Consider the following 26,719-nt stretch of genomic DNA (forward strand, 5'->3'; position numbering starts at 1 on the left):
GTGCCCGGCCACGCGGCGGCCACGGAAGCGGAGGACCTGGCCGCCTGGCACAGTGCCCTCCGTGCCCAGTTCCCGATCGTGGCCGGCCACCCCGGTCTGGCCTATCTGGACAGTGCCGCCACTGCGCAGAAGCCGCAGGCCGTCCTGGACGTGGTCCAGGAGTACCTGACGACCTCCAACGCGAACGCGGGGCGCGGTACCTACCCGTGGGCCAACAGGACGACGAGCCTGATCGAGGACACCGGGCGGCGCGTCAAGACCTTCCTCGGAGACCCGGATCCGGACACTTCGGCCGTGCACTTCGTCAGTGGCACCACCGAAGGACTACGCCTGGTGGCCTTGGACTGGCTGGTCCACGAACTGCGCGACGGGGACGAGATCATCCTTCCGTTCGCGGATCACGAGGCGAATCTCTCGCCCTGGCTGGAGGCGGTCGAGTCACTGGCCCGCCAGGGCACTCGTGTCACGGTCCGGGAGATGCCCTACCAGGCCTCCTCCGGCGACTACGACACGGACCGGCTCGCCGGGCTCGTCACCTCCCGGACGCGGTTCGTGGCCGTCACCCACGTCCACCACGTCTACGGCGGGGACATGAACGTGCACCGGATCCGCCGGGCGGTGGGACCTGATGCGGTGATCTGCATGGACGCCGCCCAGAGCGTCGGCCACCTCCCCGTCTCCATGAAGGCGCTGGATGTCGACTTCGCCGTCTTCTCCGGTCACAAGGCACTGGCGCTGCCCGGCACCGGTGCGGTCTGGTCCCGTGGCGTACGCGGGGCTCCGTTCGCGCCCCGCGGCTGGGGCGGCACACCGAACACCGTCGGCATCGCCAGCCTGCACGCCGCTCTGGACTGGCTGGACCGGGCCGGGGTGGAGCGCATCGAACGCTGGACCGTGGAGCTGGCCAGCCGGCTCACGGACGGACTGCGCACGCTGCCGCCGTACCACGTCGTGGGGTGCCAACTGAGTCTGGCCAAGGGGTCCTCGGTGCAACAGCGGCACGGCATCGTGACGTTCAGGCACCGGGACATCGATTCGGCCGACCTGGGGTTCATCCTTTTCAGCCACGGGTTCATGGTGCGAGCGGACAGCCTCTGCCAGGGCCGGGCCGGTGAGAACCGCAGCTCCGTACGGGTCAGTCTGCACGCCTACAACAGCCGGCACGAGGTAGACCGGTTGCTGGAGGTACTCACCGAGCTGAGTTAGTGCCGGTGATAATCGTTTTCACCTGTAGATTCGGGGGCAGCGGCGGAACCGAACGCGTAGAGGTGGTACAGCAAGATGAGCGTGAGCATGTCGACGGCCCAGCTGTGGGTGGACCGCTGGGAGCGGCAGCAGCAGCGGTACGCGATCGACCGGGAAGAGCGCTTCACCGTGGTCGCGGACGTCGTGGAACACGTGACGGCCGGCCACGGGACCCCTCGCGTGCTGGATCTGGGATGCGGGCCCGGCTCGCTGCCCGCACGGCTGATCGAGCGCCTGCCGCAGGCCGAGATCGTCGCCGTCGACATGGACCCGCTGTTGCTGGCGCTCGCTCGCGCCCGCCATCCGAACGCTGCCCGGTACGTCGAAGCGGTGATCGGTGAGGAGGGCTGGACGAGCGCCCTCGACCTCGGGGGACCGGTCGACGCGGTCGTGTCCACCACGGCGCTCCACTACCTGCCCGAAGGAGTCCTGCGGAGCACCTACGCCGAGCTGACAGCCCTGCTGCGGCCCGGCGGCGTGCTGATCAACGCGGATCACCTGTCACAGGACGGGGCAGGGTTCGCCGAGATCGCAGAGTTCGTCGGGGTCCGCCGGGCCGAGCGCCGGCACGCCTTCGACCACGAGGACTGGGAGACGTGGTGGTCCGCCGTCGAGAACGATCCCGAGCTGATGGAGCTGTGCGCGGAACGCCGTGAACCAGGCTTCCTCCACGCCGACTGCGCCGTCACGCTCGGTCGGCACGTCGAGTTGCTGGCCGAAGCGGGCTTCGGCCATGCGAGCCCGGTCTGGCAGGTGGGCAACAGCTACGTCCTCGTCGCCATCCGGCAGTAGCGGCGCGGGGGATGCACATCCTCACCGAGATCAAGAACCGCGGCGTGAACGCCGTCCTCATGCCGGTCCGAGCCGGGCTCAAGGATCCGCCCGAGGTGGTGGAGAGGGTCTGGCCGCGGACGATCGTGCGGACCTGCGTGGTCCACCTGCCGCAAAGCTCCTTCCGCTGTGCAGCCCGCCAGGACGGGGACAGGACCGCCGGTCTCCTGAAGCCGGTCTGCACGGCGCCGGCCGAGGAAGCCGCCCTCGACCGGCTCGCCGAGTCCACCGGCACCATGGGGCCGGAAAGCACCCGGCGGCCGTCCGGCTCCGGGAGAACGCCCGCGCGAGGGTCCCCGGGCGAAGCCCGGGGGAAGCCCACCCCGTTCCTCCGCCCCGGCACCCAGATCCGCCGCACCATCTGCACGGCCAACGCGCTCGCGGGCACTTCCCGAACGAGCAGGCCGCCATGAGGCGCGTCTCCCGGCGCCGGTGCCCCTGGGCCCGGCAGGCGAGGACCGCAACCGCTGGACCACGCGTTGGAAGGCCTCTCTGAGCGCCTTCCCTATCCACTTCGGAAGACCTTCGCCAGGGTCACCGCAGCAGACCATGGAGGCCGGGCGTACACGGCCCACCCGAACTATGGTGTCCCGCCACATACGCCCCTGACCTGCCCCTTCCTACGGTATGGCGACACCGAAACGTCCCCGCACATGCCTGGAAGTGGTGCACATGGCCGCCGCAACACCCTCCCCGACGCCACCCAGCTCCCTCAAGAAGATCGTCGCCGCGAGCCTCGTCGGGACCACGGTGGAGTGGTACGACTTCTTCCTCTACGGATCCGCTGCCGCGCTGGTCTTCAACAAACTCTTCTTCCCCGAGTCCGACCCGCTCGTCGGCACCCTTCTCTCCTTCCTCACCTACGCCGTGGGCTTCGCCGCACGCCCCGTCGGCGCCCTGGTGTTCGGGCACTACGGCGACCGGCTCGGGCGCAAGAAGCTTCTTGTGCTGAGCCTGCTGATGATGGGTGGCGCCACCTTCGCCATCGGGCTCCTGCCGACGCATGCCGGCATCGGTTCCGCCGCGCCCGTCCTCCTCACCGTCCTGCGCCTGGTGCAGGGGTTCGCCCTCGGTGGTGAGTGGGGCGGCGCCGTACTGCTCGTGTCGGAGCACGGAGATGCGAGGCGGCGTGGGTTCTGGGCGTCATGGCCCCAGACGGGTGCGCCCGCCGGACAGCTGCTCGCGACCGGGGTGCTTTCCGCCCTCACCGCTCTGATGCCGGAGTCCGCTTTCGAGTCATGGGGCTGGCGGATCCCCTTCCTTCTCTCCGGTGTGCTGGTGATTCTGGGGTTGTGGATTCGTCTCTCCGTCGATGAGTCCCCCGTCTTCAAGGCGGCCCTGGCCCAGGCCGAGCAGCGCAAGGCGGACTCCTCCCCCGCCGAGAAGATTCCTCTGGTGGCTGTCCTGAGGCACCACTGGCGCGATGTGCTGATCGCCATGGGCGCGCGGATGGCCGAGAACATCAGCTACTACGTGATCACCGCGTTCATCCTCGTGTACGCGACTGCCTCCGCGGAACTGGGCAAGCAGACGGCGCTCAACGCCGTACTCGTCGCATCCGCCGTGCACTTCGCCGTGATCCCGTTGTGGGGGGCACTGTCCGACCGGGTGGGGCGCAGGCCCGTCTACCTGGTCGGCGCCATAGGGGTGGCGCTGTGGATGTTCCCGTTCTTCGCGCTGATCGACAGCAGGAGCTTCGGGGGCCTGCTGCTCGCAGTGACGGTCGGGCTCGTCTTCCACGGTGCGATGTACGCGCCGCAGGCGGCCTTCTTCTCGGAGATGTTCGCCACGCGGATGCGCTACTCGGGCGCGTCGATCGGCGCCCAGTTCTCTTCGGTCGCCGCGGGTGCCCCGGCGCCCCTCATCGCCACCGCGCTGCTCGCCGACTTCGGCAGTTCGACACCGATCTCGCTGTACGTCATCGCCGCCTCGCTCCTCACCGTGCTGGCGATCATCTGCGCGAAGGAGACCAGGAGCCGGGACCTCACGGACATCGAGCCGGACGACCGGCAGGCCACAGATGCCGCGACGCGGCCGGCCGACGCCCGTACGCGCTGACACGACCGGCCGGAGGGCCCGCCCCCACCGCGTGCCGGGGAGCCGGGCCCGTCAGGCCTCGGGGGTGCGCTCGAACCAGGTGGGGCCGTCCGTCAGGGACTGCTTGATCCGGAACAGTGCGAACTCGCTCAGCGGCGGCAGCGCGTCGACGTCGAACCACGCGACTTCCAGCGACTCGTCGTCGTTCACCCGTGCCTCGCCGCCGGTGGCCCGGCAGCGGAAAGTGATGTCGACGTACTGACAACGGTCGCCGTTGGCGTACTGCACCGGCTTCAGCGCCTGGGTGAGCACGACCCGCTCCGCGACGCAGCGCACCGCCGTCTCCTCGTACACCTCGCGCTCCGCCGTCGCCGCGGGCTCTTCACCGGGCTCGCCGATACCGCCGATGACCGACCACTTGCCGGTGTCCGAGCGCCGGCCCAGCAGCACCCTGCCCTCGTCGTCGAAGACGACCGCGGTGACTCCGGGCAGCAGAAGCAACTGGTGTCCGGCGGTGGCACGGATGTCGCGGATGAAGTCTGGAGTAGCCATGCGACGAGACTACGGGGCGGCCGGACCGTTCTCCGTGCCGGTCACCAGCTCCTTGCGCCCCTGCCTCGCGCGCACCGCTCGTGCCGTCGCCCAGCCGAGGCCGGCCACCGCGAGCAGCCCCAGAACGCCCTCCGGCAGGGTTCCCAGCCGGGTGGCGGGGGTCAGGGAGGAACGCAGGGGAACCTCGTCGACCAGGGCGTCCGGAGTGAACATCTTCGTCTTCTGCACGATCGTGCCGTCCGGCCTGATCACCGCGCTGACGCCGCTGGTGACGGGCACCACGACGGACCTGCCGTGCTCGACCGCCCGCACCTGGCTCATCGCCAGCTGCTGGTAGGTCATCTCGCTACGCCCGAAGGTCGCGTTGTTGCTCGGTACGGCGATCAGTTGTCCGCCGTCCTTGACGGTATCGCGTACGGCGCCGTCGAACGCGGCCTCGTAGCAGGTCACGAGCCCGACCTTCGTGCCCGCGAGGTCGAACACGCCGACCTCGCCGCCAGGGCCGAAGTCCCGCTGCACCCGGTCGACGTCCTCGCTGAAGACGCGCGCGACGGACCGCATCGGCATGTACTCACCGAACGGCTGGATGTGCCGTTTGTCGTAGGTGTCCACGGGGCCGTCCTCCGGGTCCCACTCGATCAGGGTGTTGCGCAGAGGTCCGCTGTCGGGGGTGAGGACGGCGCCGATGACGGTGGGGGCGCCGATGGCCCGCACGGCCCGGTCGATGGCCTCGCGGGCGTCGGCGTTGCGGTACGGATCGAGGTCGGAGGAGTTCTCCGGCCAGAGGACGAAGTCGGGTCGGGGCACCTTCCCGTCCTTCACGTCCTGGGCGAGCTGCTCCGTCCTCTTCGCGTGGTTGTCCAGGACGGCCCGGCGCTGGGAGTTGAAGTCGAGTCCCAGACGCGGCACGTTGCCCTGGACCGCGGCGACCGTGGCGGTGCCGTCCTCGGGTGAGTCGTCCACGAGCGGGAGGGCGGCCAGCGCCGCAGCGACCGGGGCGGCCACGGTGACGGCCGCCGCGACCACGCCGGAGCGGGGCACGGTGCCGGTGGTGCGGTGGCGGCGGACCTGCCGGACGGCTTCCAGGAGCCCGAAGCCGCACAGCACGACGGCGAACGAGAGCAGTGGGGTGCCGCCCAGTGCGGCGAGCGGCAGGAACGCGCTTTCGGCCTGGCCGAAGGCGATCTTTCCCCAGGGGAAGCCACCGAACGGGACGCGGGCCCGGAGCGCCTCGTCCAGTGTCCACACAGCGGCTGCCCAGACGGGCCAGTACGGCAGCCGGGAGACCGCGGCGACACCGGCACAGCCGACGGCGATGAACAGCGCTTCGGCGAGCGCGAGCGCGAGCCAGGGAACAGGACCGACTTCCTCCCCCGTCCAGTGCAGCAGCGGCAGCATGAAGCCGAGACCCGCGAGGAGGCCCAGGCCCAGCGCCGCGCGCAGTCTGCGTGCGGTCAGGACCCAGCCGAGCAGGGCGAAGCCGGGGAGCACCAGCCACCACAGGGGCCGGGGCGGAAAGCTCGCGTAGAGCAGTGCCCCGGACAGCACGGCTGCGGCCGGCCGGACGAGCCGCGGCCACAGCTTCCTGCTGCGGGGCACGGGGGCGGGCTGCGGTTCGGCGGTGATGACGGTGGCGCTCACCTGCCGGAGTCTACGGTGAGCGGCCGTGCGGGCGGCAGCCGCTCCGGCCGGCAGGGGCGGGCGTGCGCCGCTGTGCTCAGTGGCCCGAGGAGTTTCCCGTGCCCGCCAGGTGCAGGCGGTCGCGGATGAAACGTACGGCGGCCTCCGCGTCGTCCACCGTGACGGTGAAGGTCCGGCCGTCCCCCAGCCGGAGCACCAGCGCCTCTCCTCGGCGTACGACCACGGCTGTGCCTTGACCGGGGCGCCAGCGGTAGCCCCAGCCGCCCCACTGCCGCGGGGTGACCTTGGGTGCGAACTCCGCGCCCACCACGTGCGTGAGCAGGATCCGGCGCCTGGGCAGGCCGGCGTGACCGCAGCGGACCTCCAGGGCGTCGCCGTCGACCTTGACGGCCACGTGCACGAAGGCAAGGGTGCCGAAGAGGATCAGGAGTCCGGCGGCGACACATCCGATGACGGACATGAGCAGCGGGGCGAGGCCTGCATCCCAGGCCGAGCCGACAGCCAGCTCGATACCGAGCGCCAGGCACCCTGCTCCCGCAGCCGCGAGCAGCCACTGGAAGCGGTTGGTGGCCCGTCCCGTCCAGACCGTGCTCGGGGCCTGGCTCGAACCGTGCCGCGCATTGCCGGGGTGGTCCGTCATGCCAAGCAGCGTACCCACGTTTCGTGCCGCGAGGCGGGGCGGTGATGCCCCGGCGAAGCCCTCCGATCGGTCAGATCGCGGGGCTGACGGCCTTGAGGAGCTGGCCCTCGGCATAGGCCAGGGCGGGTTCGGTCAGGTCGGCGGGGCGGCCGCCGAGGAGAACGGTGAGTGTGCCGACCGGTTCGGCCGACGGAGCGGGCGCCTCACCGATACGGCGCAGTGCCTGTGCGGCCACGGCGTCGGCGGAGCCGTGGAGCACGAGTGGCGCGTCCCCGGGCCGGGCGCTCTCCACCGCGGCACGAATGCTTTCGGCCACCAGTTCGTAGTGGGTGCAGCCCAGGACGATGTCCGTCACGCCGGCCGGGGTGAGGCCGGCCGCGGCGGCCACAGCACGGCCGATCGCGTCCTCGTCGGCATGTTCCACAGCGTCGGCAAGTCCCGGGCAGGGCACTTCGGTCACGTCCACGGAGCGGGCGAAGGCGTGGATCAGCCCGCGCTGGTAGGGGCTCCCGGTGGTCGCCGGTGTGGCCCAGATGGCGAAGGGTCCGCCGCCCGCGGCGGCCGGCTTGATCGCGGGCACCGTGCCGATGACGGGCAGCCCGGGTTCGAGTTCCGCCCGCAGGGTGGGCAGGGCGTGGACGGAGGCGGTGTTGCAGGCCACGATCAGGGCGTCCGGCCGGTGGTCCGCTGCCGCGCGGGCCACGGCGAGCGCGCGGCGGGTCACGTCGTCGGGAGTGCGGGGCCCCCAGGGCATCGAGCGGGGATCGGACGACAGCACCAGATCGGCGTCGGGCCGTAGCCGGCGTACGGCGGCCGCTGCCGCGAGCAGGCCGATTCCCGAGTCCATGAGTGCGATCTTCACCCGGTCACCATAGTCGACGGCCCTTGCGCCATGGCCGGAGTGGGGCACACTTCGGCGGATGAGCACCGTTGCCTGGATCGCCGTGGGTTCACTGACCGTGTGGGTGTGGCTGCTGCTGGGCCAGGGCTTCTTCTGGCGGACCGACCAGCGGCTTCCGGCACGCAGGGATCCGGCGCGCTGGCCCTCGGTGGCCGTGGTCGTACCCGCGAGGGACGAGGCCGGGGTGCTGTCGATGAGCCTGCCGTCGCTGCTCGCCCAGGACTACCCGGGTGACGCGGAGGTCTTCCTGGTCGACGACTGCAGCACCGACGGCACGGGCGAGCTCGCCCGGGCACTGTCCGGGCGATGCGGGGGGCTGCCGCTGACCGTGGTCACGCCCGGTGAGCCGGAGGCGGGGTGGACGGGCAAGCTGTGGGCGCTGCGGCACGGTATGGCGCTGGCCCGGCAGCGGAAGCCCGAATTCCTGCTCCTGACGGACGCCGACATCGCCCATGAACCGGACAGCCTGCGGGAACTCGTCGCCGCGGCCGGTACCGAAGCTGCGGGAGGGTTCGACCTGGTCTCGCAGATGGCCAGGCTACGGGTGACGAGCACCTGGGAGCGGCTGGTCGTGTCGGCCTTCGTCTACTTCTTCGGGCAGCTCTACCCGTTCCGCCGGATCAACGGGAAGGGGGCGCGGACAGCTGCGGCGGCGGGTGGCTGTGTGCTGCTGCGCGCCGGAGCCGCCGAGCGGGCGCGGATCCCGGAGTCCATCCGTCAGGCGGTGATCGACGATGTGTCGCTGGCGCGTGCGGTGCGGCGCAGCGGCGGCCGGATCTGGCTGGGTCTCGCCGACCGGGTGGACAGCGTGCGCCCCTGTCCACGACTGGCGGACCTGTGGCGCATGGTCTCGCGGAGTGCCTACGCGCAACTGCGGCACAGCCCGTCGCTGCTGGCCGGCACGGTGCTCGGTCTCGTCCTGGTCTATGTCGCGCCGCCCGTCGCACTGGGCGCCGGGCTGTCGACGGGTGACACCGTGGCGGCGGCTGCTGGCGGCACGGCCTGGGCGGTGATGGCGGGGACCTACATGCCCATGCTCCGCTACTACCGGCAGTCGCTGTGGCTGGCGCCGCTGCTGCCCTTCACCGCGGTCCTCTATCTCCTGATGACGGTGGATTCCGCGGTACAGCACCACCGGGGCCTCGGTGTGGCCTGGAAGGGCCGTACGTACGCCCGCTCCGAGGCCGCACCGGAACCCTGATCCCTGCCGCCCGGGCACCACGGCCCACTCGTGACGGTGTCACTTGCGGCCGGGTGTCCAGTTCATGCCCCACCCGTAGGCGGCGTCGATGGTCCGCTGGGGGCTCACACCGCGCCGGGGGACGAGATAGCGCGCCTCGCGCTGCACGGTGAGGTCTCCCCCGTCATGGGTGATCAGTGCGAGCGCGCACACGGTGGAAGGCACGGTGCATTCGTCGAGGGAGAAGTCGATCGCCGCACCGTTCTGCGGCTGAAGTGTGACCGTGGCATGCAGATCGGCGAAACTCCGGGCGCCTTCGTAGACGGTGACGAAGATCAGGACACGGCGCAGCCGGTTCTTGTGGTCGAGGTTGACCGTGAGGTTCTCGCCGGTGGAGAGCGCACCGGTACGGTCGTCCCCGTCGAGATGGATATACGGTGGCTGCTTGAGGGATCCGAAGGCGTTTCCGAGCGCCTGGACGACTCCCTTGCTTCCGTCGGTGAGTTCGTACAGTGCGCACAGATCGAGATCAAGGTCCGCGTGCACGGCGACCGCCCGGCCGAGTTTCGCGCCCCAGCCCCTGAACTGCTTGCGCACTTCCCAGTTGAGATTGACGCGCAGCGCACCTGATGTGCCGCCCTGTTTCGACAGCGACACCGAAGGGGCCTCCTTCGTCAGTGTCACCTTGGTCAGCCTCACGGGCTGCACGACGGGGGGAGCCGGCGGCATGGGAGTGGTCCGAGACGTCACAGGGCGCGTGAGGGGCTGCGGGGGCTGCTGGGGCGGCTGCGTCTGCTGCGGTTCGTCGACGGAGATCCCGAAGTCCGTCGCGAGTCCCGCGAGTCCCGTTTCGTATCCCTGTCCCACGGCCCTGAACTTCCATGCGCCCTGGCGCAGATAGAGCTCACCGAGGATGAACGCGGTCTCGACGGTCGCGTCCGCGCTCTCGAAGCGCGCGATCTCGGAGCCGTTCACCGGGTCCACGATCCTCACGTAGAGGCCGGTCACCCGTCCGAAGGTGCCGTTGCCCGCCGAGGCCGCGACCACGACACGGTCGATCGCCGGCTCCATCCGTGCGAAGTCGACAGCGAGGGTGTCCGTGACGGTGCCCCCGGTCGTCCGCTTGCCTTCGTGGCGCACCGCACCTGACCGGTGCGCGGGCTGATTGTAAAAGACGAAGTCCGCGTCGCTGCGCACCTTTCCCGACACGAGGAGGAGCGCCGAGGCATCCACGTCGGGCGCCCCGGAAGAGGCACGCCAGCCCAATTCGACCCGTACGGCCTGAGCCGGCACCGGGACATTGGCTCCCTTTTGCATGGCCATGCTCGCCCCCATCACGTGTCCGGCTGCCGGAGAGTTTCCCGCCAACCTAATCCCGGCGCGCCGGAGAGCCCACAGCCCCGGCGGGCCGCCTGCCGGCGATCCGCCGGTAACCCCCATGAACTCGCTCTTTACACGATCACAACGCCACCTGGTGCCCCATTTTGCCAAGTTCGCTCGCATTGGGGAACAAGGTTCACGCACAACTCGTGAAACAACCCTCTTATCGGTCTCCCCAACCAGCACATCGTGGGCTTAACTTATGTGTCATGACCTCCCCCCGCTCCACCTACGGCAGCGGCTACTACGCCGCGTCGTCGTTCCCCGACACCCCGATCTACGACTCCCTGGTCGCCGAGCGGGGAACCCCTCAGATCGCACCGATCCGGGTACCCGCCGCCTACGACACCGGGAACAGCTACCTGCCGGCCCTGCCGTCGGCGCTCCCGGCACTGCCCGCCGCCCCGTCGCAGCACACCGGGTCCTACGGCTACCCGCAGCAACAAGCGGCACAGCCGCAGCACCAGAACGCCGGGATGCAGCAGGCGCCGACGATGCAGCCCGCACATCTGCAGGCACCCGCGCCGTACATCCCGCAGCAGCCGTCGGCGCCTCGCGGATACCAGCAGCCGCCGCAGCGGACCGGTACGGGGTACGAGGCGATGCGTCCCGCGTCACCCCGGCCCGCGCCCGCTCCGGCGCAGTCACCGTACGAGGACCCCTACAACCGCCCGCACCAGGGCCGGGGATACTGAGAGGCGCTGCCGCCCACCGTCAGTGACGGCTGGCAGGATGAAGACATGCTTTCTCCTGTACTCAGTGCCGTGCACATCCATCCGGTCAAGTCGCTGGCCGCCCGCGCGGCCGACGAGGCGACCGTCGAGCCATGGGGACTCGGCGGGGATCGCCGGTGGATGCTGATCGACCAGGAGAACAGAGTGGTCACCCAGCGTCAGCAGCCCCGCATGGCGCAGCTTTCCGCCGAGCTCGTGCCCGGGGGCGGAGTGGCGCTGTCGGCGCCCGGAGGCCCGTCGCTGAGGGTGGAGGTGCCTGATCCGGCCTGTACCGTCGTCACCGAGCTCCACCGGAGCAGAGTCGAGCTGGCAGTGGCTTCGAAGGCCGCACACGCCTGGTTCAGCACACGCCTCGGTGCGGAGGTCCGGCTCGTCCATCTCGATGCGCCGTCGCACCGCAGGCTCATGGATCCGGAGTTCGGCCGGCCGGGCGAGACCGTGTCGCTGGCCGACGGCTTTCCGCTGCTTCTCACCTCGCGCGCTTCACTGGACGCGCTCAATCTGCTGGTGGCACAGGGTGACGACGCGGACGAGGGGCCGCTGCCCATGAACCGCTTCCGGCCCAACGTGGTCGTGGACGGCACAGCACCCTGGGCCGAGGACGGCTGGAAGCGGATCGCGATCGGGGAGGTCGCCTTCCGCGTCGTGAAGCCGTGCGGGCGGTGCGTCGTCACGACCACCGACCAGCGGACGGCGGAGCGGGGCAAGGAGCCGCTGCGCACTCTCGCGCGGCACCGCAGGGACGGAAAGCAGCTCCTCTTCGGCCAGAACCTGATCCCGGAGGGCACCGGCGTGATCCGGACGGGGGACCCGGTGCGCGTCCTCGGCTGACCGTACGTGCTGTCGGAGCCTCCGGAAGTCCGGGGAGGGCGTGGGGTGTTGACGGCGTGAGGTTGCTCTCTCTTCGCCGCAGGCAGAGGCAATCGCGGCCGGCCGGGTTATCACGGACCGAGAAGGGAGTGGACAACTGTGCGAGCGGTTCTCGGAATCCGGCGGTGGCGGCACAATCCCGTGTGCCGGGCCACCGACCGTCACGAGGCGTGGACGGCGCTGGTCGCGCTGCTGCTGATGCTGCTGGCGGCACCGCTGCTCGGCTGGAAGATCGGTTCACTCACGGACGACACGCTCCAGCGCACGGTGCGTGCCCAGCACGAGCGGCTCCGTCCCACCGCGGCCGTCGTGGTCCGTCCGGCCTCGAGCACATCCCGTTTCACCCGCGACCCCGAGACGACTGCCACCGAGGGGCCTCTGCGCACGTCGGTGGTGGCCGTCTGGCGTGCCCCGGACGGCACAGCGCGTACGGGCACCGTGTCGACGGAGTCCGCGAAGACCGCTCCCGGAGCCCGTATCCGGATATGGACGGACGGGCGGGGCGACCCCGCGACGCGCCCCCTGGACACCTCTACGGCCCGTACCCACGCGGTGCTCGCGGGCACAGGTGCCGCACTGCTCGCGGGCGGTCTGACGGAAACCGCCCGCAGGCTCGCCGTATGGCGCATGATGCAGAGGCGGTACGCCCGGCTCGACCGCGCCTGGGCCGAAGTCGGCCCCGACTGGGGCAGAACGGGTACGGGCAGCTGACCCCGGAGGCGCAGGTTCCCTTCGTGTACGGCTGAGCAGGGCCGTTCGGCAACCGGCCCGTCAGCTCACGCCCGCCATGCGCGCTACGGTGGACCGGCCCGCCGGACTCCTCGGCAGGCGGGCCGCAGGACTGCCGGTGAACGGCTGCACTGCGGACAGGCACGAGGCAGCGCACACGGCACGAGGTGGGGGCACAGCAGCACCATGGCACAGGGCACGGTCCAGGTGACGCACACCGGCACATCGCGATGGCGGCGCCGTACGGGCGAATACGCTTCCCTCACCGCCGCTCTGGAGGCCGCAGCGGACGGCGACGTCCTCACCGTCGCTCCCGGCACCTACCGGGAGAATCTCGTCATCCACCGCGCGGTGACGCTGCGCGGCCCCGAGGGATCCGCCGGGTCCGTACGGATCGCGCCGTCCGACGGCGTCCCCCTGACCGTCCGCGCCTCCGCCGTCCTCCACGACCTCCATGTGGAGGGCCAGGACTCGGCCGCCCCCGCACTGCTCGTCGAGGAGGGCGCTCCGGAACTGTCGGACCTGCGCATCGTGACCAGGTCGGCCGCCGGCCTGGAGGTGCGGGGCGCGGCCAGGCCCACCGTGCGCCGCTGCACGGTCGACAACCCGGCCGGCGTGGGCATCGCCGTACTCGACGGCGCCGGCGGCGTGTTCGAGGAGTGCGAGGTCGTCTCGGCCGGGCAGTCCGGCGTCTCGGTGCGCGACGGTGCGCACCCCCGGTTCGATCGCTGCCGCGTGCACCACTCGTCGGGCGCGGGACTGAGCGTGACCGGGGAAGGCAGTGGCCTGGAGGCGGTGGGCTGCGAGGTGTACGAGATCAAGGGCAGCGGGATACAGGTCACCTCGAGGGGCACCGCCCATCTCACGGACTGCACCGTGCACCGCACATCCGCCGACGGGGTCACCCTGGACACCGACGCCGTCCTCACGCTCGCGGACTGCGACATCCACGACATACCGGAGAACGCGGTCGACCTGCGGTCCCGTTCGGTACTCACCCTGACCCGCTCCACCGTCCGCAGGTTCGGCCGCAACGGCCTCTCGGTCTGGGACCCGGGCACCCGTGTCGACGCCAACCAGTGCGAGATCCACGACAGTACGGGCGACTACCCGGCGGTGTGGGTGAGTGACGGGGCGACGGTCGTACTCGACTCGTGCCGCATCCACGACGTGCCCGACGCCCTCTTCGTCCTGGACCGGGGCTCACGCGCGGACGTCGTGGACAGTGATCTGTCCCAGATCCGCAACACCGCGGTCTCGGTGAGCGACGGAGCCACCGCCCAGCTCGACGACTGCCGGATCCGCGAGGCGTCCACCGGAGCCTGGTTCCGTGACCACGGCAGCGGCGGCACACTGAACAACTGCACCATCGACGCGGCGCAGACCGGGGTCATCGTGACCAAGGGCGCCGACCCGGTCATCGAGAGGTGCACGGTGACCTCGCCCGCGGAGGCCGGTTTCTACGTCTCCGCCGAAGGCCGGGGGACCTTCGACAGCTGCCGGGTCACGGGGAGCGAGGGTTACGGCTTCCATGTGATGGACGGCTGCCGTTCCACCCTGACCCGCTGCCGGACCGAGCGGTGCGCACGCGGCGGCTACGAGTTCGCCGACGGTTCCGGCGCTGACGGGCACGCGGGCGGTCCCGTGGCACAGGACTGCACCAGCGACGAGAGCGGCCTGCGCGGCGCCACTCCCCCGCCTCCCCCCGTCCTGACGGCGGCGCAGGCCACGTCCGGGCTGCTCGGCGCGATGCCTGGGCAGCGGACCGCCGAACCCGCCCCCGTCCCTTCGGCCCTCTCGGGACCGGTACGCGCTCCGGGCGCCGTACTGGGCGAGCTCGACGCGCTGGTGGGTCTGGACAGCGTCAAGCGCGAGGTGCGGGCGCTGACCGACATGATCGAGGTCGGCCGCCGGCGCCGGGCGGCCGGTCTGAAGGCGGCCTCGGTCCGCCGGCACCTGGTCTTCACCGGCTCCCCCGGCACGGGCAAGACGACGGTGGCCCGGCTGTACGGGGAGATCCTGGCCGCGCTCGGCGTCCTGGAGCACGGCCATCTCGTGGAGGTCTCACGCGTCGACCTGGTCGGTGAGCACATCGGGTCCACGGCCATCCGCACCCAGGAGGCGTTCGACAGGGCACGCGGCGGGGTGCTGTTCGTCGACGAGGCGTACGCCTTGTCGCCCGAGGACTCCGGACGCGACTTCGGCCGGGAGGCCATCGACACGCTGGTGAAGCTGATGGAGGACCACCGTGACGCCGTGGTGGTGATCGTGGCCGGGTACACGCACGAGATGGAGCGCTTCCTCACGGTCAACCCCGGTGTGGCGTCCCGTTTCTCGCGGACCATCACCTTCAGCGACTACGAGCCCGAGGAGCTGCTGAGGATCGTCGAGCAGCAGAGCGACGAGCACGAGTACAGCCTGGCGGAGGGGACGGGGGAAGCGCTGCTCAAGTACTTCACGGCGCTTCCCAAGGGCCCCGCCTTCGGAAACGGCCGGACGGCCCGCCAGACCTTCGAGTCGATGGTGGAGCGGCATGCGGGCCGGGTCGCCCAGCTCGCCGAGCCGAGTACCGACGACCTGACCATGCTCTATCCGGAGGACCTTCCGGCGCCGCCCTGAGCGGAGCTGTCCCGGTCCTCCGCGCCCGCGCCCGCCTGCTGGGGCACGACAGGGCCGAGCCGGTCCAGGAGAGCGGCGCGCTCGACGCCGAAGACCGGGTCGGCCTGGTATTCCGAATGCCCCAGGATCGGTTCCGGCAGAGGGTATTCGGCGGTGCGGCCGTAGACCAGCGGGTCCTTCAGCGGGCCCCGGTCCACTTCGTGGCCCTGCCCCTCGTCGATCCGGACCGGGCCGCCGATCGGATCCGTCACACGCCAGAGGTTGCGCCAGCAGTGCACGGACCGCTGCAGGCCTTCGAGGGGGACCCGGCCGAAGTAGGCAGGAAACCATCGCCCGTACAGCCGCTCGATCGGGGAACCGTACGTGAGCAGCGCGACCCGGTGCCGGACCTGGTCGGGGAGCTGCCACACCGCTGCCGCGGCGAGCACGCTGCCCTGGGAGTGGCCGGAGATGACGAGCCTGCCGCGGGTGCGCCCCGTCCATGCGCACATCCGGGACGAGAGGTCCGGGACGGCCCGCTCGGCGTAGCAGGGTGGCGCGAAGGGATGGGCGGCACGCGGCCAGAACGTGCCCACGTCCCAGAGGATGCCGATGGTGCGCCGGGCGGAGACGTCACGATAGGCACGACGGCCCCAGGTGACGAAGAGTATGACGCCGAATCCGGTCAGCCAGGAGCCGGTGGACTGGGCCGTCTCGGCGACCGATTCGACGAACGGGGGCGTGCCGTCCATCGCGAGGCCGGGGACCTCTCCGGTGAGCCAGGAGCCGGTCACCGCTGCGGCGCCGAGCAGCAGCGTGGCAGCGCCGAGCAGCCCGAGGATCCCGGGGGCGGAGTCGGTGAGCGCGGCGGTGGCCCGGGCGCGTGCGATCTGCCGGGTGCGTCCGGGCTCGGGGTGCTCCTCCTCGTACTCCGCCTCGATCACTGGTCCCAGCCGGCGGGCGTGACGCGCGGTGCGCACCGCCAGCCAGATGACGGGCGGGAGCAGGAGCAGCAGCAGGACCGGGATCACGGAGGCCTGCCAGCTGAGGAGCACGGGTGGTCCCTCCATGGTGGCGGCCGCGCCCATCCCGGGGGTTCCGGGGCCGTCGAGCCAGTCGGCCACCCGCTGGGCGACCCCGCCGGTCATCACGCCTCCGAGGGCGCAGGCGAGCATGGCCACGGCTGGGCCGCCGAGGCCGTGAAGGGTGGTGCGCGGCTCGGAGGCGCTCCGGTACAGGTTCAGGGCCACCACGGCGAGTGCGACGACGAGCAGGCCCTGGCCCACGGTGAGTGCCTGGAAGACTGCCTCGCCGGGGAGGGCGCCTGAGGACGCCCAGCCGGGACGCGACCAGCCGGCGTACACCACTGCGCAGAGCAGCAGGGCGAGAGCGGTGCCCGGGAGGTAGGTGGTGAGGGCCCGGTCGAGCCGGTTGTCCAGCCGTCGCTCGCTGCGCCCCCGGCGGCAGACCACCGCGACGGCGACGAGTGCGCACAGGACGAGAGCCGCCTCGAACAGGACGCCGGTCGCTGGCGGCACGGGACTGTCGGCGGTCCGGTCGTGCCGGGCCGCCGGACCGCCGACCGCGGCCGCGACCGTCAGGAATCCGGCGGCGGTGTGCGCCGCGCGCAGCCGGGCCACCAGTCTGCGTCCGTACCAGAAGCCGGGCCTGCCGAGGGCCGGGCGGACGAGGGGGGCGCCGGACTGTGCCACCACGTCCACGTCCACGTCCGCTTCCGTGCTGTCCGGTTCGTCCATGATCAGGGAACGCTGGGACTCGTAGGCGCTCCAGGTCCGGTGGGACAGGTACCAGAGCAGTCCCACCAGGGCGGCCGGCACGAGCGCGGCGACGGCGAGGCGGCGCCCGGGCTGGGCGAACCATCCGTCCTGCCGGGTGGACAGGAAGCCGAGCCAGGAACGCTGTACGGAGCACTCGGGTGTCCCCGCGCACTGCCAGGCCACCAGGTCGAGGGCGACCTCGCAGGCCGCGGCGGTCAGCAGCACCGTGAGACTGAGGGCGACGAGCCGCACGAGCACGCCGTAGAGCCGGACCGCGTGGATGCGCCCCCGCGCCGTGGGCCGCATCCAGTGGGCGAGGTTGACCACCATGAAGGGGAGCAGCAGGAGCCACAGGGCCCGGGCGCCGTTGCCCGAGGTGAGGTTGGACCAGCAGTAGGCCTCGACGACCGGACCGTCCCGGTGGCGCCCGGGGCGGTGCTCGGCTCCGACGTCCTCGGTGCGCCGGTGGACGGCGGCCGTGGTGTCACCGGTGATCCTGGTCGTACGCGGGTCCCCGAGCATCTCCTGCGGGGTTGCTCCGCCGACACCGTGGACGAGCAGTTCCAGTGCGGCGCCGCTGCTCTGCGCGGCCTCGGCCTCGGCCTGAGGGACAGTGGGCAATGTCGGTGCCTCGTTCTCGGGCCCGGCGGCTCGCGACCGTCGGGAGGGGGCGGCTGGGAGATGAACTGATGCGCAGTCACCACCATCGCGGACGGGAGGCACTCGCCGCACCGGCTCTCACCGAATCTCCCCAGTGGAGCCGCCTGCTGAGGGGCGTGGGAGGATGAGTTCGTCCCGCAGGACCGCTGCCGGACCGTGCGGACAGAGGGAAGGACCGGGTCCCGGCGTTGAGCGAGAACCAGAACCTGCTCGCGGAGCAGCGGCGCGCGCTCATCCTCGACGATGTGCGCAAGCGCGGCGGGGTCAGGGTCAACGAACTGACCCGCAAGTTGAGTGTCTCCGACATGACCATCCGCCGGGACCTGGACGCCCTGGCGCGCCAGGGCGTCATCGAGAAGGTCCACGGCGGAGCTGTTCCGGTCGTCGAGGCGAGCACGCACGAGCCCGGTTTCGAGGCCAAGTCGACGCTGGAGCTCAGTGCCAAGGAGGACATCGCACGCGCGGCGGCCACGATGGCGGTGCCCGGCAGTGCGATCGCGCTCTCCGGTGGCACGACGACGTTCGCGCTGGCCCGGTACCTCCTGGAGGTGCCGGGGCTGACCGTGGTGACGAATTCGGTGCGGGTCGCCGATGTGTTCCACGGCGCGCAGCGTCCGGCGGCGGGGGGCGGGGCGCGGGCCGGGGCTGCCACGGTGGTCCTGACCGGCGGGGTCCGCACACCCTCGGATTCACTCGTCGGGCCGGTCGCGGACCGCGCGATCGGTTCACTCCACTTCGATGTCCTGTTCCTCGGTGTGCACGGGATCTCGGCCGAGGCCGGCCTTTCCACGCCGAACCTCGCGGAGGCCGAGACGAACCGCCGCTTCGTACGGGCGGCCAGGCGCGTCGTCGTGGTCGCTGACCACACCAAGTGGGGAACGGTGGGGCTGAGTTCGTTCGCGACGCTCGACGAGGTCGACGCCTTCGTCACGGACGCGGGCCTGCCGGACACCGACAGGCAGGAGATCGAGGAGCACCTGCCCGGCCTGGTGGTGGCGGGCGGGCAGCCGGACGAGTAGCGCGCTCCCGGGTGGCGCCCACGTCTTCCGTCCCCGGGCTCGCGGGTGGCGGACGTCCTAAGGGCTGTCCCCCTCCTGGTGGATCAGCGCGTGGCGTCGGATGCGGTGCATCACAAGGCGGAGAGGCGCCCGCGTACTGGATGTATCCGGGCGTCTCGACAACGCGGTGAGGTGCCGTGGCTGGCGTCGTGCGCCCGCCAGGAAGTGCGGGGCAGCCCTTAGTATCGATATATGGCCGTATTCCGCGTCGAGCGCTTCACTCCCCTTCCGGCCGCCGAGGCCTGGCGCCGGGTGACGGACTGGGAGCGGCACGGGGGGACCGTTCCGCTGACCTCGGTCACCGTCCGCGCAGGCAAGCCCACCCGGGCCGGGACGGTGTTCGTGGCCCGTACCGGAGTGGGGCCGCTGGGTTTCGACGATCCGATGGAAGTGGTCCGGTGGACCCCGCCCGCCGCCGGGCGGGCGGGGTCGTGCCGGCTGGAGAAGCGGGGGGCCGTGGTGCGCGGTCGTGCGTCGATCGACGTGTGCCCGACCGGTTCGGGATCGCATGTGGTCTGGGTCGAGGAGTTGCGCGTGAGGCTGTTGCCCCGCTGGTTCGATCCGTTGCTGGCGACCACCGGCCGTCGGGTCTTCGCCCGCGAGCTCGGCTTTCTGCTGGAGGACTGAATCCCGCGCGGGGCCTCTGCCCCGCGCGGCGGGGCGTCGCTCCTGTCCGGATCAGGACGGCCAGGCGCCGGTGGCCAGGAAGTGGTCGATCGTCTCCGTGTAGGGCCGGATGTCCAGTCCCTGCTCGCTCAGCCAGTCGTCCGAGTAGTACTTGTCGAGGTAACGGTCACCCGGGTCGCAGAACAGTGTGACGACGCTTCCGGTACTCCCCTCCTCCACCATCTCGGCGACGAGTTTGAAGGCGCTCCACAGGCCGGTGCCGGTCGAGCCGCCCGCCTTTCGGCCGATGGCACGCTCGAGCACCCGGGCCGCCGCCACGCTGGCCGCGTCGGGCACCTTCATCATCCGGTCGATGGCTCCGGGCACGAAGCTGGGCTCCATCCGGGGTCTGCCGATGCCTTCGATGCGTGAGCCGCAGTCGCTGGTAGCCAGCTGGTCGTGCCGGGTCCACCCGTCGAAGAAACAGGAGTTCTCCGGGTCAGGCACGCAGATCCGGGTGTCGTGCTGCATGTAGCGGACGTAGCGCCCGATGGTCGCGGAGGTGCCTCCGGTGCCGGCGGTGGCGACGATCCAGGTGGGTTCGGGGTACCTCTCGAGCCTCAGCTGCTGGTAGACGGACTCGGCGATGTTGTTGTTCCCCCGCCAGTCGGTGGCGCGCTCGGCGTAGGTGAACTGGTCCATGTAATGCCCGCCGGTCCCGGCCGCGAGGGCGGCCGACTCCTCGTACAGTCGGCGGGAGTCGTCGACGAAATGGCACCGGCCGCCGTGGAATTCGATCAGACGGCACTTCTCGGGACTGGTGGTCCGGGGCATCACCGCGACGAACGGCACACCGATCAGCTTCGCGAAGTACGCCTCCGAGACGGCTGTCGAACCGCTGGAGGCCTCGATGACCGGCTTACCGGGGCGGATCCAGCCGTTGCAGAGGCCGTAGAGGAAGAGTGAACGGGCCAGCCGGTGCTTGAGGCTGCCCGTCGGGTGCGTCGACTCGTCCTTGAGGTAGAGGTCGATGCCCCAGTGTTCCGGCAGCGGAAAGCGCAGGAGGTGCGTGTCCGCCGATCGGTTGGCATCCGCCTGGACCTTGCGCACCGCTTCCTTCAGCCAGGCCCGGTAGTCCGGATCACTGCGGTCGATGTCCAGGGTCTCCATCACGGCAGCGCCGGGTGTGTGCTCACTGGCGTCCATCAGCGGTCTCCTCCGGGTGACGACGGTACGGTCCGCGCCCACGATATTCCCCCCACCAGCACAAACGTTTGCTTTGGCGGCCCATAGCCCTCCCTTGGCCCAGGTGTCCCCGGCACCCCACCCCGGGCCGGCCCCGTCCGGAATAGTGGTGGGGAGGCCTGGTGCAGGGGCCCGTTCCGCGGGCAGACTTGCAGAAGCCGGCACAAGGGGGGCGAAGTCGCCATGGCTGAGACGGAATTCAGCGCTGCGGAGTTCGGTGCGGCGGAGTTCGGCGTGGTCGAGTTCCGCGCGAGTGATGTCAGGATCCAGCGGTGGGCGCGGTCGCTGACCAGGGCGGGCCAAGTGATCGTCAAGGACGGCCGGATCGCGCTGCTGACAAGTGACGGGCGGGAGATCGCCAGCGCTCCGGTGACTGCTGTGCGCGCCGGGAAACCGTGGTTCCTGGCCTCCGACTCGGCGATCGCCCGTATCAACGGGGTGCGGTACCGGCTGACCATGGGCCAGCGCAACCGCAGGCCGGGCGGCGCCGCGCCGGTCCGCAGGTTCCTGGAAGTCCTGCGGCGGGCCGCAGGACGACGGATCTGACGCTACGGCCCGGTAGGGACACCGCGAGTTGCGGAGCCCAAACCCCTGCGTCACGCTGGTCACACGTCACTGATGGTGCACCGGCGGTGACAGTGAGAGCCGCCCCGCCGGAAGCCACGCAGGGCGGACCACGCATGACCAGAAACAGCAGTCAGCCATCTGCTGGATCCGTTCCTTCGTCTTCTTCCGGACCTATTTCGGGGAGTCGCAGCCGTGATCAGCGAGCCAAGCAGGCACTGCACGGTGGAGCTCCAGGCCCTGCCGTCGCGGATCGGTCAGGTCCGCAGAATCATTTCGGCGCAACTGCGCTACTGGCATCTCGATCCTCTGATCGACCATGCCGCGCTCGGTGTCACCGAACTGCTGACCAACGTCCACCGGCACGCACAGCCGGACAAATCATGCACCGTCGAGATAGAGCTGCTGCTCGACCGGCTGACGGTGTCCGTCCACGACCACGACCCCCGGCTGCCGACCGTGTGCGACGCCGATTCGTCCGCCACCTCGGGGCGCGGACTGGCGATGATCGCCGCGGTCAGCGAGAGCTGGGGCGTACGACCGAGCGATGACGAGGGCAAGGTCATCTGGTTCACCCTGGCCGCGCCGTCCTTCACCACCGCTCTGCCCCCGCTCCCGGTGTACGGATCGACGACCGACGGCCCGTTCGGCCCGGATGCCGCGGGGCTCATGGAACCGACGGCGACACGGACGCGCGGGTGCTCGGCCGTCGTCGGCTGACCTGGACGAGGCTGCGCACCGCACACCGCGCACCCTGGAGCGCGCCGGCCCGTCCGGGTCGACGCGCTCCGTCCGTTTCACGCCCGGAGCTCGCCTGCCCCGCGGTCAGGAGGGGCCACTCCTGTCGTAGTGACCGTAGGGCTCGTCCAGGACGGAGAGCCTCCGCCCGTACCCGTCCTCATCGATCCCACCAGCCGCGAACCGCCGGCCCGGCAGGTCGGCCGGCGAGTACTCGTCCACGGGGCCGCACGACGGAAGCCGTGGGGTCACCACGCACTCCGGCCGTGTCCGACGGTGCGGCGCAGCAGCGTGAGGACGCCGAGGGCGACAACCGCCCGGATGATCGGGAAGAAGAGGATGCAGGGTCCGGGTCCCCGTGGTCCGCCAGGGTGTTCATCTCGGCCAGTTCCCCGGTCGGGTTTCCTGTTCCCGCCACCTGCGAGCCCGCCTCCGGAAGAGGCCGGAGCGTCGCACGGGTGGCGGCAGTGCGCGTACAGCGGTGGGAGTACGCAGAGTCCGGGGCCTGCTCCCCACGATTGCGCCGGAGGTCATGAATTCTGTACCTACTGGTATGTACAGTAGTTCTCATGAGCACTCAGGACCGGTTGATCGAGGCGGCTCAGGAGCTCCTGTGGGAGCGCGGCTATGTGGGCACGAGCCCCAAGGCGATCCAGGAGAGAGCGGGGGCGGGCCAGGGCAGCATGTATCACCATTTCGCGGGCAAACCTGATCTGGCGCTCGCCGCCGTGCTCCGCACATCCGCGGAGATGCGGGAGACGGCCGGGCGCCTGCTGGATGGTCCCGGATCGGCGTACGAGCGGATCTCGGCCTACCTGCTGCGCGAACGCGAGGTGCTGCGGGGCTGCCCGGTGGGGCGGCTGACGATGGACCCCGACGTGGTGGCCAGCGACGCGTTGCGGGCCCCGGTGGACGAGACGATCGGCTGGTTGCGGGAGCGGCTCACCGGGATCCTCCAGGAAGGCCTGGAATCAGGCGAGTTCTCCCCCGGCATCGCGCCCGCCGAGGTCGCGGCGGCCGTAGTGGCCACGGTCCAGGGCGGTTACGTCCTGGCCCGCGCCTCCGGGTCGGCGGCCGCCTTCGACTCGGCCGTCCGAGGGGTGCTCTCCCTGCTCGCCCCGCACACCACATCGACCCCCGCGGTCTGAGGAGCGCACGATGCACGCCATGCAGTACGAGATCACTCTGCCCGCCGGCTACGACATGGAGATCATCCGCGAGCGGGTCGCGACCAGGGGTCATCTCCTCGACGGTTTCCCGGGCCTGGGCCTCAAGGCCTACCTGATCCGCGAGCGGGGTGCCGCCTCGCCGGTCAACCAGTACGCCCCGCTGTACCTGTGGTCGGCCCCCGAGGGCATGAACACCTTCCTCCTGGGTCCCGGATTCCAGGGTGTCGTCGATGACTTCGGCCGCCCGGCCGTGCAGCACTGGGCCGGACTCCACTACCGCGAGGGAGCGGCCTCGCAGGCGCTCCCCCGCACCGCTGTCCGCCGCCGCGAGCAGATCACGGACAGTGCCCGGCCGGCTGCCGCGGTGGAGGCGGCTCTGGAGGAGAGCCGCCGGCTGGCCGCCGCTCCCGGGGCCGTGGCCACGGCCCTGGCCTTCGACCCGCGCCACTGGGAGCTGCTCCACTTCACCCTCTGGGAGCACGAGCCGCCCGAGGTGCCGGGCGACCGCTACGAGGTGTTGCACCTGTCATCGCCCGAGCGTGACCGGCTGGACAGAGGCGACCAGCGGTGACCTGGATCCAGGCGCGATCCGGCCGGGAACACGGCGGCGTGAGGGCCCCCCGGCCCGGCCGCTCTCCATGATGATGCACGCACCACGCGCGACGGCTGTCGCCTGGGCCCACCGCCCTGACCGCCGCCTGATCGGGCCCGTCACGCCCTGACCGGCCGTTCCCTGCCGCCGTGACCTCGCGCGACGGTCAGGCCAGAGCGGCCAGCGGATCGTCGAGTACGGGCTGCCAGGCCAGCTCGGCCGCCCCCACCAGGCTGTTGTGGTCCAGCGTGCAGGCCAGGATCGACACGCTGCCGCTGCGGCCCCACAGGCTGCGGTCGGCGACCACCGCCCGCAGCCGCTCGGGGTCGGCCTCCAGGAGGTCGCGGTGCAGCCCGCCGAGGATGATCCGGTCCGGGTTGAGGATGTTGACCAGTCCGGCGAGGCCGAGGCCCAGCCGGTCGATCAGTTCCTCCGCCGCCGCCCGCACATCGGGGTCGCCGTACTCCGTGCGCAGCAGGTCACCGGACTGCTTGAGCAGCGACTCCTCGGGACCGGGCTCCCGGCGCGCCGCGGTGAGGAAGGCGAGGGGGTCCGTCTCGACGTCGAGGCAGCCCCGGCCTCCGCAGTGGCAGGGGCGGCCCTCCGGGTTCACCGTGAGATGACCCACCTCCAGGGCCAGTCCCGAACTCCCGCTGTGCAGGCGGCCGTCCAGGACGAGGGCACCGCCCACCCCCCGGTGGCCGGTGGCGGCGCAGAGCAGGTGCTGGGCGCCGCGCCCCGCGCCGTGCCGGTGCTCGGCGAGGGCGGTGAGGTTGACGTCGTTGCCGGTGAACGCGGGGCCGGCGATCCCCGCGGCACGTACACGGGCGGAGAAGATGTCGCGGACCGGCGCTCCGGCCGGCCAGGCGATGTGCAGCGGATTGAGCGCCGTCCCCTCGGGTTCGGCCACGGCGGAGGGCACGGCGAGCCCCGCGCCGACACAGCGCAGCCCGGTCTCGCGCAGCAGTTGGGCGCCCGCTTCGACGACCTCGCCGAGGACCTGGGCGGGATCGGCCATGACGGCGACGCAGCCCGGCGCGGTGGCCACGATCCTGCCTCCGAGCCCCACGAGCGCGGCACGGAAACCGTCGGAGTGCACCTGGGCGGCCAGGGCGACCGGTCCGCCGTCCCGGACGGACAGCCGATGTGAGGGGCGGCCCTGCGAACCGGCGGCGGAGCCGGGGCTCGAGTCCACCGTGATGAGCCCGAGCGCCTCGAGCTCCGCGGCCACCGCGCCCGCGGTGGCGCGGGTGACACCGAGTTCGGAGGTCAGCACGGCGCGGGTGGGAGCGCGTCCCGTGTGCACGAGCTCCAGGGCGGGCCCCAGTGCGCTGCGACCCCTCTCCAACTTCGTCCGCGTGGTGGTCGGCTTGCCGTTCATGGGGGCGAGTCTCCCATGATCCGGAGCCGTCACCGACGCCCCCGCGTCCTGCGGCGTTCACCGGGCAGCCACCGGGACAGCGGCCTTGCGCACCCCGGCGGCCCGCCCCTGCGCCACACTTTGTGCCATAAATAAACAAATCACGGTCCAGACATCGGACTTCTGTCCACGACGAACGCCTGAGCGGTTGAGACGGATCTGACACGATCGCCGCGTGGACATCGCGGAGCACCTGACAGCGCTCACCGAGGAAGGTCGCGCACGCGTCTCCGCAGCTCGTGAAGCGGGGCCGGAGGCCCCGGTCCCGACCGGTCCGGGATGGCGGATACGCGATCTCCTCAGCCACACCGGCATGGCGCACCGCTGGGCGGCCGTGTTCGTCGCCGCAGGGCACCGGACGCCTCGCCCGGCGCGCGGGGAACCCGATCTGCACGGGGACGCGCTGTTCGACCGCTACGCCGAGAGGCACCGCCTGCCGGTCGACGCGCTCCGGACCGCACCCGCCGGCCTGGAGTGCTGGACCGTGTTCCCCTCCCCCTCCCCGCCGGCCTTCTGGACTCGCCGGCAGGCGCACGGGACCAGGATCCACCGAGTGGACGCCGAGTCGGCGCGGGGCGGACCCCACACCTGCGGCAGCGGCGGACACGGCGGACGGCGTCGACGAGCTCCTGGCCGGTTTCCACGCCCGCGCCAAGAGCCGGGTACGTACGCGGCCCCCACGCGTGCTTCGGGTGCGGGCCCTGGACACGGACACGGTGTGGACCGTACGGCTGTCCGACGGGCCACCGGTGACGGTGTGCGGGACCGCCGCCCTGGACGGCCCCGCCGACTGCACACTGAGCGCCGCGGCCGAAGAGCTCTTTCCGGTGCTGTGGAATCGCCTGCCGCTCTCGGCCGTCGACATCTCGGGAGACCCTGCGGTCGCCGGACCGCGGGAGGAGAGCTCCGCGGTCGTCCGGTCCTGAGCGGACCGGGCCAGCCTTCGGACTCCGGCCCGGTCCAGGCTCCGGCCCGATCCGGTCTCCAGCCGGATCCACTGCCCGCCCGGGTGCCGGCTCCTGGCTCGTTCAGCATCCGGCCCGGTTCAGCATCCGGGAAAGCACCGCCCGCTGAACCGGCCTGACGTCCAGGTGGCGATCCCGGCCGGTGTCCGTCAGCTCGACACGCACGCCCCGGCGGTCCTCACTGCACATCGCACGGCGCACGAGCCCGTCCCTCTCCAGCCGCGCGACGAGCCGCGACAGCGCGCTCTGGCCGAGATGGACCCGGGAAGCGATCTCCTGCACGCGGAGGCAGGCCTCGCCACGCTCCGCCGCCGCTTCCGCGAGGACGTCCAGGACCTCGAAGTCACTGGCTCCCAGACCGAACTCGCCCGGAGTCCTGGCGTGCAGCGCGAGTATCTCGCGCCACTCATCCACGAGCGTCTGCTCGGACTTCTTCGCCGCCATGGCAGCACGCTAAGGGCTGTCCCGCACTTCCTGGCGGGCGCACGACGCCAGCCACGGCACCCCGCCGCGTTGTCGAAACGCCCGGATACATCCAGTACGCGGGCGCCTCTCCGCCTTGCGATGCACCGCGTCCGACGCCGCG

General features: G+C 71.3%; 24 protein-coding genes and 2 pseudogenes. 16 read left to right on the top strand and 10 right to left on the bottom strand.

The genetic code is table 11. From position 1 onward, the window contains the following. The 4 genes from ACF1FZ_RS24340 (at nucleotide 1) to ACF1FZ_RS24355 (ending at nucleotide 4,134) form a co-directional block, all read left to right on the top strand. The gene (locus tag ACF1FZ_RS24340; protein WP_391775509.1) at nucleotides 1-1,206 is read left to right on the top strand and encodes an aminotransferase class V-fold PLP-dependent enzyme; all 1,206 of its coding nucleotides are present in this window, start codon (nucleotides 1-3) and stop codon (nucleotides 1,204-1,206) included. 75 nt (nucleotides 1,207-1,281) lie between these two features. Beyond that, a complete protein-coding gene (locus tag ACF1FZ_RS24345; RefSeq protein WP_391775510.1) occupies nucleotides 1,282-2,037 on the top strand; it encodes a class I SAM-dependent methyltransferase in 756 nt (251 codons plus the stop codon). 11 nt (nucleotides 2,038-2,048) lie between these two features. Further along, nucleotides 2,049-2,489: a transposase gene (locus ACF1FZ_RS24350; RefSeq protein ID WP_391775511.1), complete on the top strand. Its 441-nt coding sequence runs from the start codon at nucleotides 2,049-2,051 to the stop codon at nucleotides 2,487-2,489. Between the two features lie 259 nt (nucleotides 2,490-2,748). After that, nucleotides 2,749-4,134, top strand: a complete 1,386-nt coding sequence (locus tag ACF1FZ_RS24355; protein WP_391775512.1) for an MFS transporter — start codon at nucleotides 2,749-2,751, stop codon at nucleotides 4,132-4,134. A 51-nt stretch (nucleotides 4,135-4,185) separates the two neighbouring features. Here ACF1FZ_RS24355 and ACF1FZ_RS24360 read toward each other — a convergent pair whose 3' ends face one another. The 4 genes from ACF1FZ_RS24360 to ACF1FZ_RS24375 all read right to left on the bottom strand — a co-directional run bounded on the left by ACF1FZ_RS24360 (nucleotide 4,186) and on the right by ACF1FZ_RS24375 (nucleotide 7,808). After that, entirely contained in the window at nucleotides 4,186-4,665 is a 480-nt protein-coding gene (locus ACF1FZ_RS24360) for an NUDIX domain-containing protein (RefSeq protein ID WP_391775513.1), read from the bottom strand. 9 nt (nucleotides 4,666-4,674) lie between these two features. Then, nucleotides 4,675-6,306 carry an apolipoprotein N-acyltransferase gene (gene lnt, locus ACF1FZ_RS24365; protein WP_391775514.1) on the bottom strand — a complete coding sequence of 544 codons (1,632 nt, stop codon included), beginning with the start codon at nucleotides 6,304-6,306 and terminating at the stop codon, nucleotides 4,675-4,677. Nucleotides 6,307-6,382: 76 nt separating this feature from the next. Next, the gene (locus ACF1FZ_RS24370; protein ID WP_391775515.1) at nucleotides 6,383-6,946 is read right to left on the bottom strand and encodes a hypothetical protein; all 564 of its coding nucleotides are present in this window, start codon (nucleotides 6,944-6,946) and stop codon (nucleotides 6,383-6,385) included. A 70-nt stretch (nucleotides 6,947-7,016) separates the two neighbouring features. After that, nucleotides 7,017-7,808 carry a glutamate racemase gene (locus tag ACF1FZ_RS24375; protein ID WP_391775516.1) on the bottom strand — a complete coding sequence of 264 codons (792 nt, stop codon included), beginning with the start codon at nucleotides 7,806-7,808 and terminating at the stop codon, nucleotides 7,017-7,019. Nucleotides 7,809-7,866: 58 nt separating this feature from the next. Between ACF1FZ_RS24375 and ACF1FZ_RS24380 the strand changes: the two genes are divergently transcribed. After that, nucleotides 7,867-9,048: a glycosyltransferase gene (locus ACF1FZ_RS24380; protein ID WP_391775517.1), complete on the top strand. Its 1,182-nt coding sequence runs from the start codon at nucleotides 7,867-7,869 to the stop codon at nucleotides 9,046-9,048. Between the two features lie 39 nt (nucleotides 9,049-9,087). On the opposite strand, the gene ACF1FZ_RS24385 is transcribed toward ACF1FZ_RS24380, so the two are convergent. Continuing rightward, entirely contained in the window at nucleotides 9,088-10,362 is a 1,275-nt protein-coding gene (locus tag ACF1FZ_RS24385) for a TerD family protein (protein ID WP_391775518.1), read from the bottom strand. A gap of 254 nt (nucleotides 10,363-10,616) precedes the next feature. On the opposite strand from ACF1FZ_RS24385, the gene ACF1FZ_RS24390 reads away from it, so the two are divergent. The 4 genes from ACF1FZ_RS24390 (at nucleotide 10,617) to ACF1FZ_RS24405 (ending at nucleotide 15,359) form a co-directional block, all read left to right on the top strand. Continuing rightward, nucleotides 10,617-11,102 carry a DUF6643 family protein gene (locus ACF1FZ_RS24390; protein WP_391775519.1) on the top strand — a complete coding sequence of 162 codons (486 nt, stop codon included), beginning with the start codon at nucleotides 10,617-10,619 and terminating at the stop codon, nucleotides 11,100-11,102. A 45-nt stretch (nucleotides 11,103-11,147) separates the two neighbouring features. After that, on the top strand, nucleotides 11,148-11,972 hold the full coding sequence (locus ACF1FZ_RS24395) for an MOSC domain-containing protein (protein WP_391775520.1): 825 nt from the start codon (nucleotides 11,148-11,150) through the stop codon (nucleotides 11,970-11,972). A 138-nt stretch (nucleotides 11,973-12,110) separates the two neighbouring features. Next, nucleotides 12,111-12,722 (top strand): hypothetical protein, encoded by a 612-nt coding sequence (locus ACF1FZ_RS24400; protein ID WP_391775521.1) that lies wholly within the window; start codon nucleotides 12,111-12,113, stop codon nucleotides 12,720-12,722. Between the two features lie 204 nt (nucleotides 12,723-12,926). After that, nucleotides 12,927-15,359, top strand: a complete 2,433-nt coding sequence (locus tag ACF1FZ_RS24405; protein WP_391775522.1) for a right-handed parallel beta-helix repeat-containing protein — start codon at nucleotides 12,927-12,929, stop codon at nucleotides 15,357-15,359. On the opposite strand, the gene ACF1FZ_RS24410 is transcribed toward ACF1FZ_RS24405, so the two are convergent. After that, a complete protein-coding gene (locus ACF1FZ_RS24410; RefSeq protein WP_391775636.1) occupies nucleotides 15,329-17,638 on the bottom strand; it encodes a hypothetical protein in 2,310 nt (769 codons plus the stop codon). The genes ACF1FZ_RS24405 and ACF1FZ_RS24410 overlap by 31 nt on opposite strands. Nucleotides 17,639-17,964: 326 nt before the next feature. Between ACF1FZ_RS24410 and ACF1FZ_RS24415 the strand changes: the two genes are divergently transcribed. Further along, the gene (locus ACF1FZ_RS24415) at nucleotides 17,965-18,795 is read left to right on the top strand and encodes a DeoR/GlpR family DNA-binding transcription regulator (RefSeq protein ID WP_391775523.1); all 831 of its coding nucleotides are present in this window, start codon (nucleotides 17,965-17,967) and stop codon (nucleotides 18,793-18,795) included. Nucleotides 18,796-19,026: 231 nt separating this feature from the next. Further along, complete coding sequence (locus ACF1FZ_RS24420; RefSeq protein WP_391775524.1) at nucleotides 19,027-19,461, top strand: SRPBCC family protein; 435 nt, start codon at nucleotides 19,027-19,029, stop codon at nucleotides 19,459-19,461. 51 nt (nucleotides 19,462-19,512) lie between these two features. Here the strand turns inward: ACF1FZ_RS24420 and ACF1FZ_RS24425 are convergent, their stop codons facing one another. Further along, on the bottom strand, nucleotides 19,513-20,646 hold the full coding sequence (locus ACF1FZ_RS24425; protein ID WP_391775525.1) for a PLP-dependent cysteine synthase family protein: 1,134 nt from the start codon (nucleotides 20,644-20,646) through the stop codon (nucleotides 19,513-19,515). Between the two features lie 222 nt (nucleotides 20,647-20,868). On the opposite strand from ACF1FZ_RS24425, the gene ACF1FZ_RS24430 reads away from it, so the two are divergent. Next, nucleotides 20,869-21,231 (top strand): hypothetical protein, encoded by a 363-nt coding sequence (locus ACF1FZ_RS24430; protein ID WP_391775526.1) that lies wholly within the window; start codon nucleotides 20,869-20,871, stop codon nucleotides 21,229-21,231. 213 nt (nucleotides 21,232-21,444) lie between these two features. Then, nucleotides 21,445-21,969, top strand: a complete 525-nt coding sequence (locus tag ACF1FZ_RS24435) for an ATP-binding protein (protein WP_391775527.1) — start codon at nucleotides 21,445-21,447, stop codon at nucleotides 21,967-21,969. Nucleotides 21,970-22,074: 105 nt separating this feature from the next. Here ACF1FZ_RS24435 and ACF1FZ_RS24440 read toward each other — a convergent pair. Next, a pseudogene (locus ACF1FZ_RS24440) lies at nucleotides 22,075-22,328 on the bottom strand (SHOCT domain-containing protein). Nucleotides 22,329-22,556: 228 nt separating this feature from the next. Between ACF1FZ_RS24440 and ACF1FZ_RS24445 the strand changes: the two are divergent. Both ACF1FZ_RS24445 and ACF1FZ_RS24450 read left to right on the top strand, forming a co-directional pair. Continuing rightward, the gene (locus ACF1FZ_RS24445) at nucleotides 22,557-23,135 is read left to right on the top strand and encodes a TetR/AcrR family transcriptional regulator (RefSeq protein WP_391775528.1); all 579 of its coding nucleotides are present in this window, start codon (nucleotides 22,557-22,559) and stop codon (nucleotides 23,133-23,135) included. Nucleotides 23,136-23,145: 10 nt separating this feature from the next. Continuing rightward, nucleotides 23,146-23,727 carry a DUF4865 family protein gene (locus ACF1FZ_RS24450; RefSeq protein WP_391775529.1) on the top strand — a complete coding sequence of 194 codons (582 nt, stop codon included), beginning with the start codon at nucleotides 23,146-23,148 and terminating at the stop codon, nucleotides 23,725-23,727. 187 nt (nucleotides 23,728-23,914) lie between these two features. Here ACF1FZ_RS24450 and ACF1FZ_RS24455 read toward each other — a convergent pair whose 3' ends face one another. Next, entirely contained in the window at nucleotides 23,915-25,129 is a 1,215-nt protein-coding gene (locus ACF1FZ_RS24455) for an ROK family protein (protein ID WP_391775530.1), read from the bottom strand. Nucleotides 25,130-25,343: 214 nt separating this feature from the next. Between ACF1FZ_RS24455 and ACF1FZ_RS24460 the strand changes: the two are divergent. Next, a pseudogene (locus ACF1FZ_RS24460) lies at nucleotides 25,344-26,094 on the top strand (maleylpyruvate isomerase N-terminal domain-containing protein). Between the two features lie 102 nt (nucleotides 26,095-26,196). Here the strand turns inward: ACF1FZ_RS24460 and ACF1FZ_RS24465 are convergent. Then, complete coding sequence (locus ACF1FZ_RS24465; protein ID WP_391775531.1) at nucleotides 26,197-26,577, bottom strand: MarR family transcriptional regulator; 381 nt, start codon at nucleotides 26,575-26,577, stop codon at nucleotides 26,197-26,199. Nucleotides 26,578-26,719 lie beyond the last annotated feature (142 nt).

Origin of the sequence: Streptomyces sp. NPDC014623, from assembly GCF_043088245.1 — a bacterium.
In the GTDB taxonomy this organism is placed as follows: Bacteria; Actinomycetota; Actinomycetes; order Streptomycetales; family Streptomycetaceae; genus Streptomyces.

Coding starts and splice junctions, on each gene's coding strand:
- ACF1FZ_RS24345 (WP_391775510.1), top strand. CDS start 1,282: ATGAGCGTGAGCATGTCGACGGCCCAGCTGTGGGTGGACCGCTGGGAG.
- ACF1FZ_RS24350 (WP_391775511.1), top strand. CDS start 2,049: ATGCACATCCTCACCGAGATCAAGAACCGCGGCGTGAACGCCGTCCTC.
- ACF1FZ_RS24355 (WP_391775512.1), top strand. CDS start 2,749: ATGGCCGCCGCAACACCCTCCCCGACGCCACCCAGCTCCCTCAAGAAG.
- ACF1FZ_RS24360 (WP_391775513.1), bottom strand. CDS start 4,665: ATGGCTACTCCAGACTTCATCCGCGACATCCGTGCCACCGCCGGACAC.
- ACF1FZ_RS24370 (WP_391775515.1), bottom strand. CDS start 6,946: ATGACGGACCACCCCGGCAATGCGCGGCACGGTTCGAGCCAGGCCCCG.
- ACF1FZ_RS24380 (WP_391775517.1), top strand. CDS start 7,867: ATGAGCACCGTTGCCTGGATCGCCGTGGGTTCACTGACCGTGTGGGTG.
- ACF1FZ_RS24385 (WP_391775518.1), bottom strand. CDS start 10,362: ATGGGGGCGAGCATGGCCATGCAAAAGGGAGCCAATGTCCCGGTGCCG.
- ACF1FZ_RS24390 (WP_391775519.1), top strand. CDS start 10,617: ATGACCTCCCCCCGCTCCACCTACGGCAGCGGCTACTACGCCGCGTCG.
- ACF1FZ_RS24395 (WP_391775520.1), top strand. CDS start 11,148: ATGCTTTCTCCTGTACTCAGTGCCGTGCACATCCATCCGGTCAAGTCG.
- ACF1FZ_RS24405 (WP_391775522.1), top strand. CDS start 12,927: ATGGCACAGGGCACGGTCCAGGTGACGCACACCGGCACATCGCGATGG.
- ACF1FZ_RS24410 (WP_391775636.1), bottom strand. CDS start 17,638: ATGCTCGGGGACCCGCGTACGACCAGGATCACCGGTGACACCACGGCC.
- ACF1FZ_RS24420 (WP_391775524.1), top strand. CDS start 19,027: ATGGCCGTATTCCGCGTCGAGCGCTTCACTCCCCTTCCGGCCGCCGAG.
- ACF1FZ_RS24425 (WP_391775525.1), bottom strand. CDS start 20,646: ATGGACGCCAGTGAGCACACACCCGGCGCTGCCGTGATGGAGACCCTG.
- ACF1FZ_RS24430 (WP_391775526.1), top strand. CDS start 20,869: ATGGCTGAGACGGAATTCAGCGCTGCGGAGTTCGGTGCGGCGGAGTTC.
- ACF1FZ_RS24445 (WP_391775528.1), top strand. CDS start 22,557: ATGAGCACTCAGGACCGGTTGATCGAGGCGGCTCAGGAGCTCCTGTGG.
- ACF1FZ_RS24450 (WP_391775529.1), top strand. CDS start 23,146: ATGCACGCCATGCAGTACGAGATCACTCTGCCCGCCGGCTACGACATG.
- ACF1FZ_RS24455 (WP_391775530.1), bottom strand. CDS start 25,129: ATGAACGGCAAGCCGACCACCACGCGGACGAAGTTGGAGAGGGGTCGC.
- ACF1FZ_RS24465 (WP_391775531.1), bottom strand. CDS start 26,577: ATGGCGGCGAAGAAGTCCGAGCAGACGCTCGTGGATGAGTGGCGCGAG.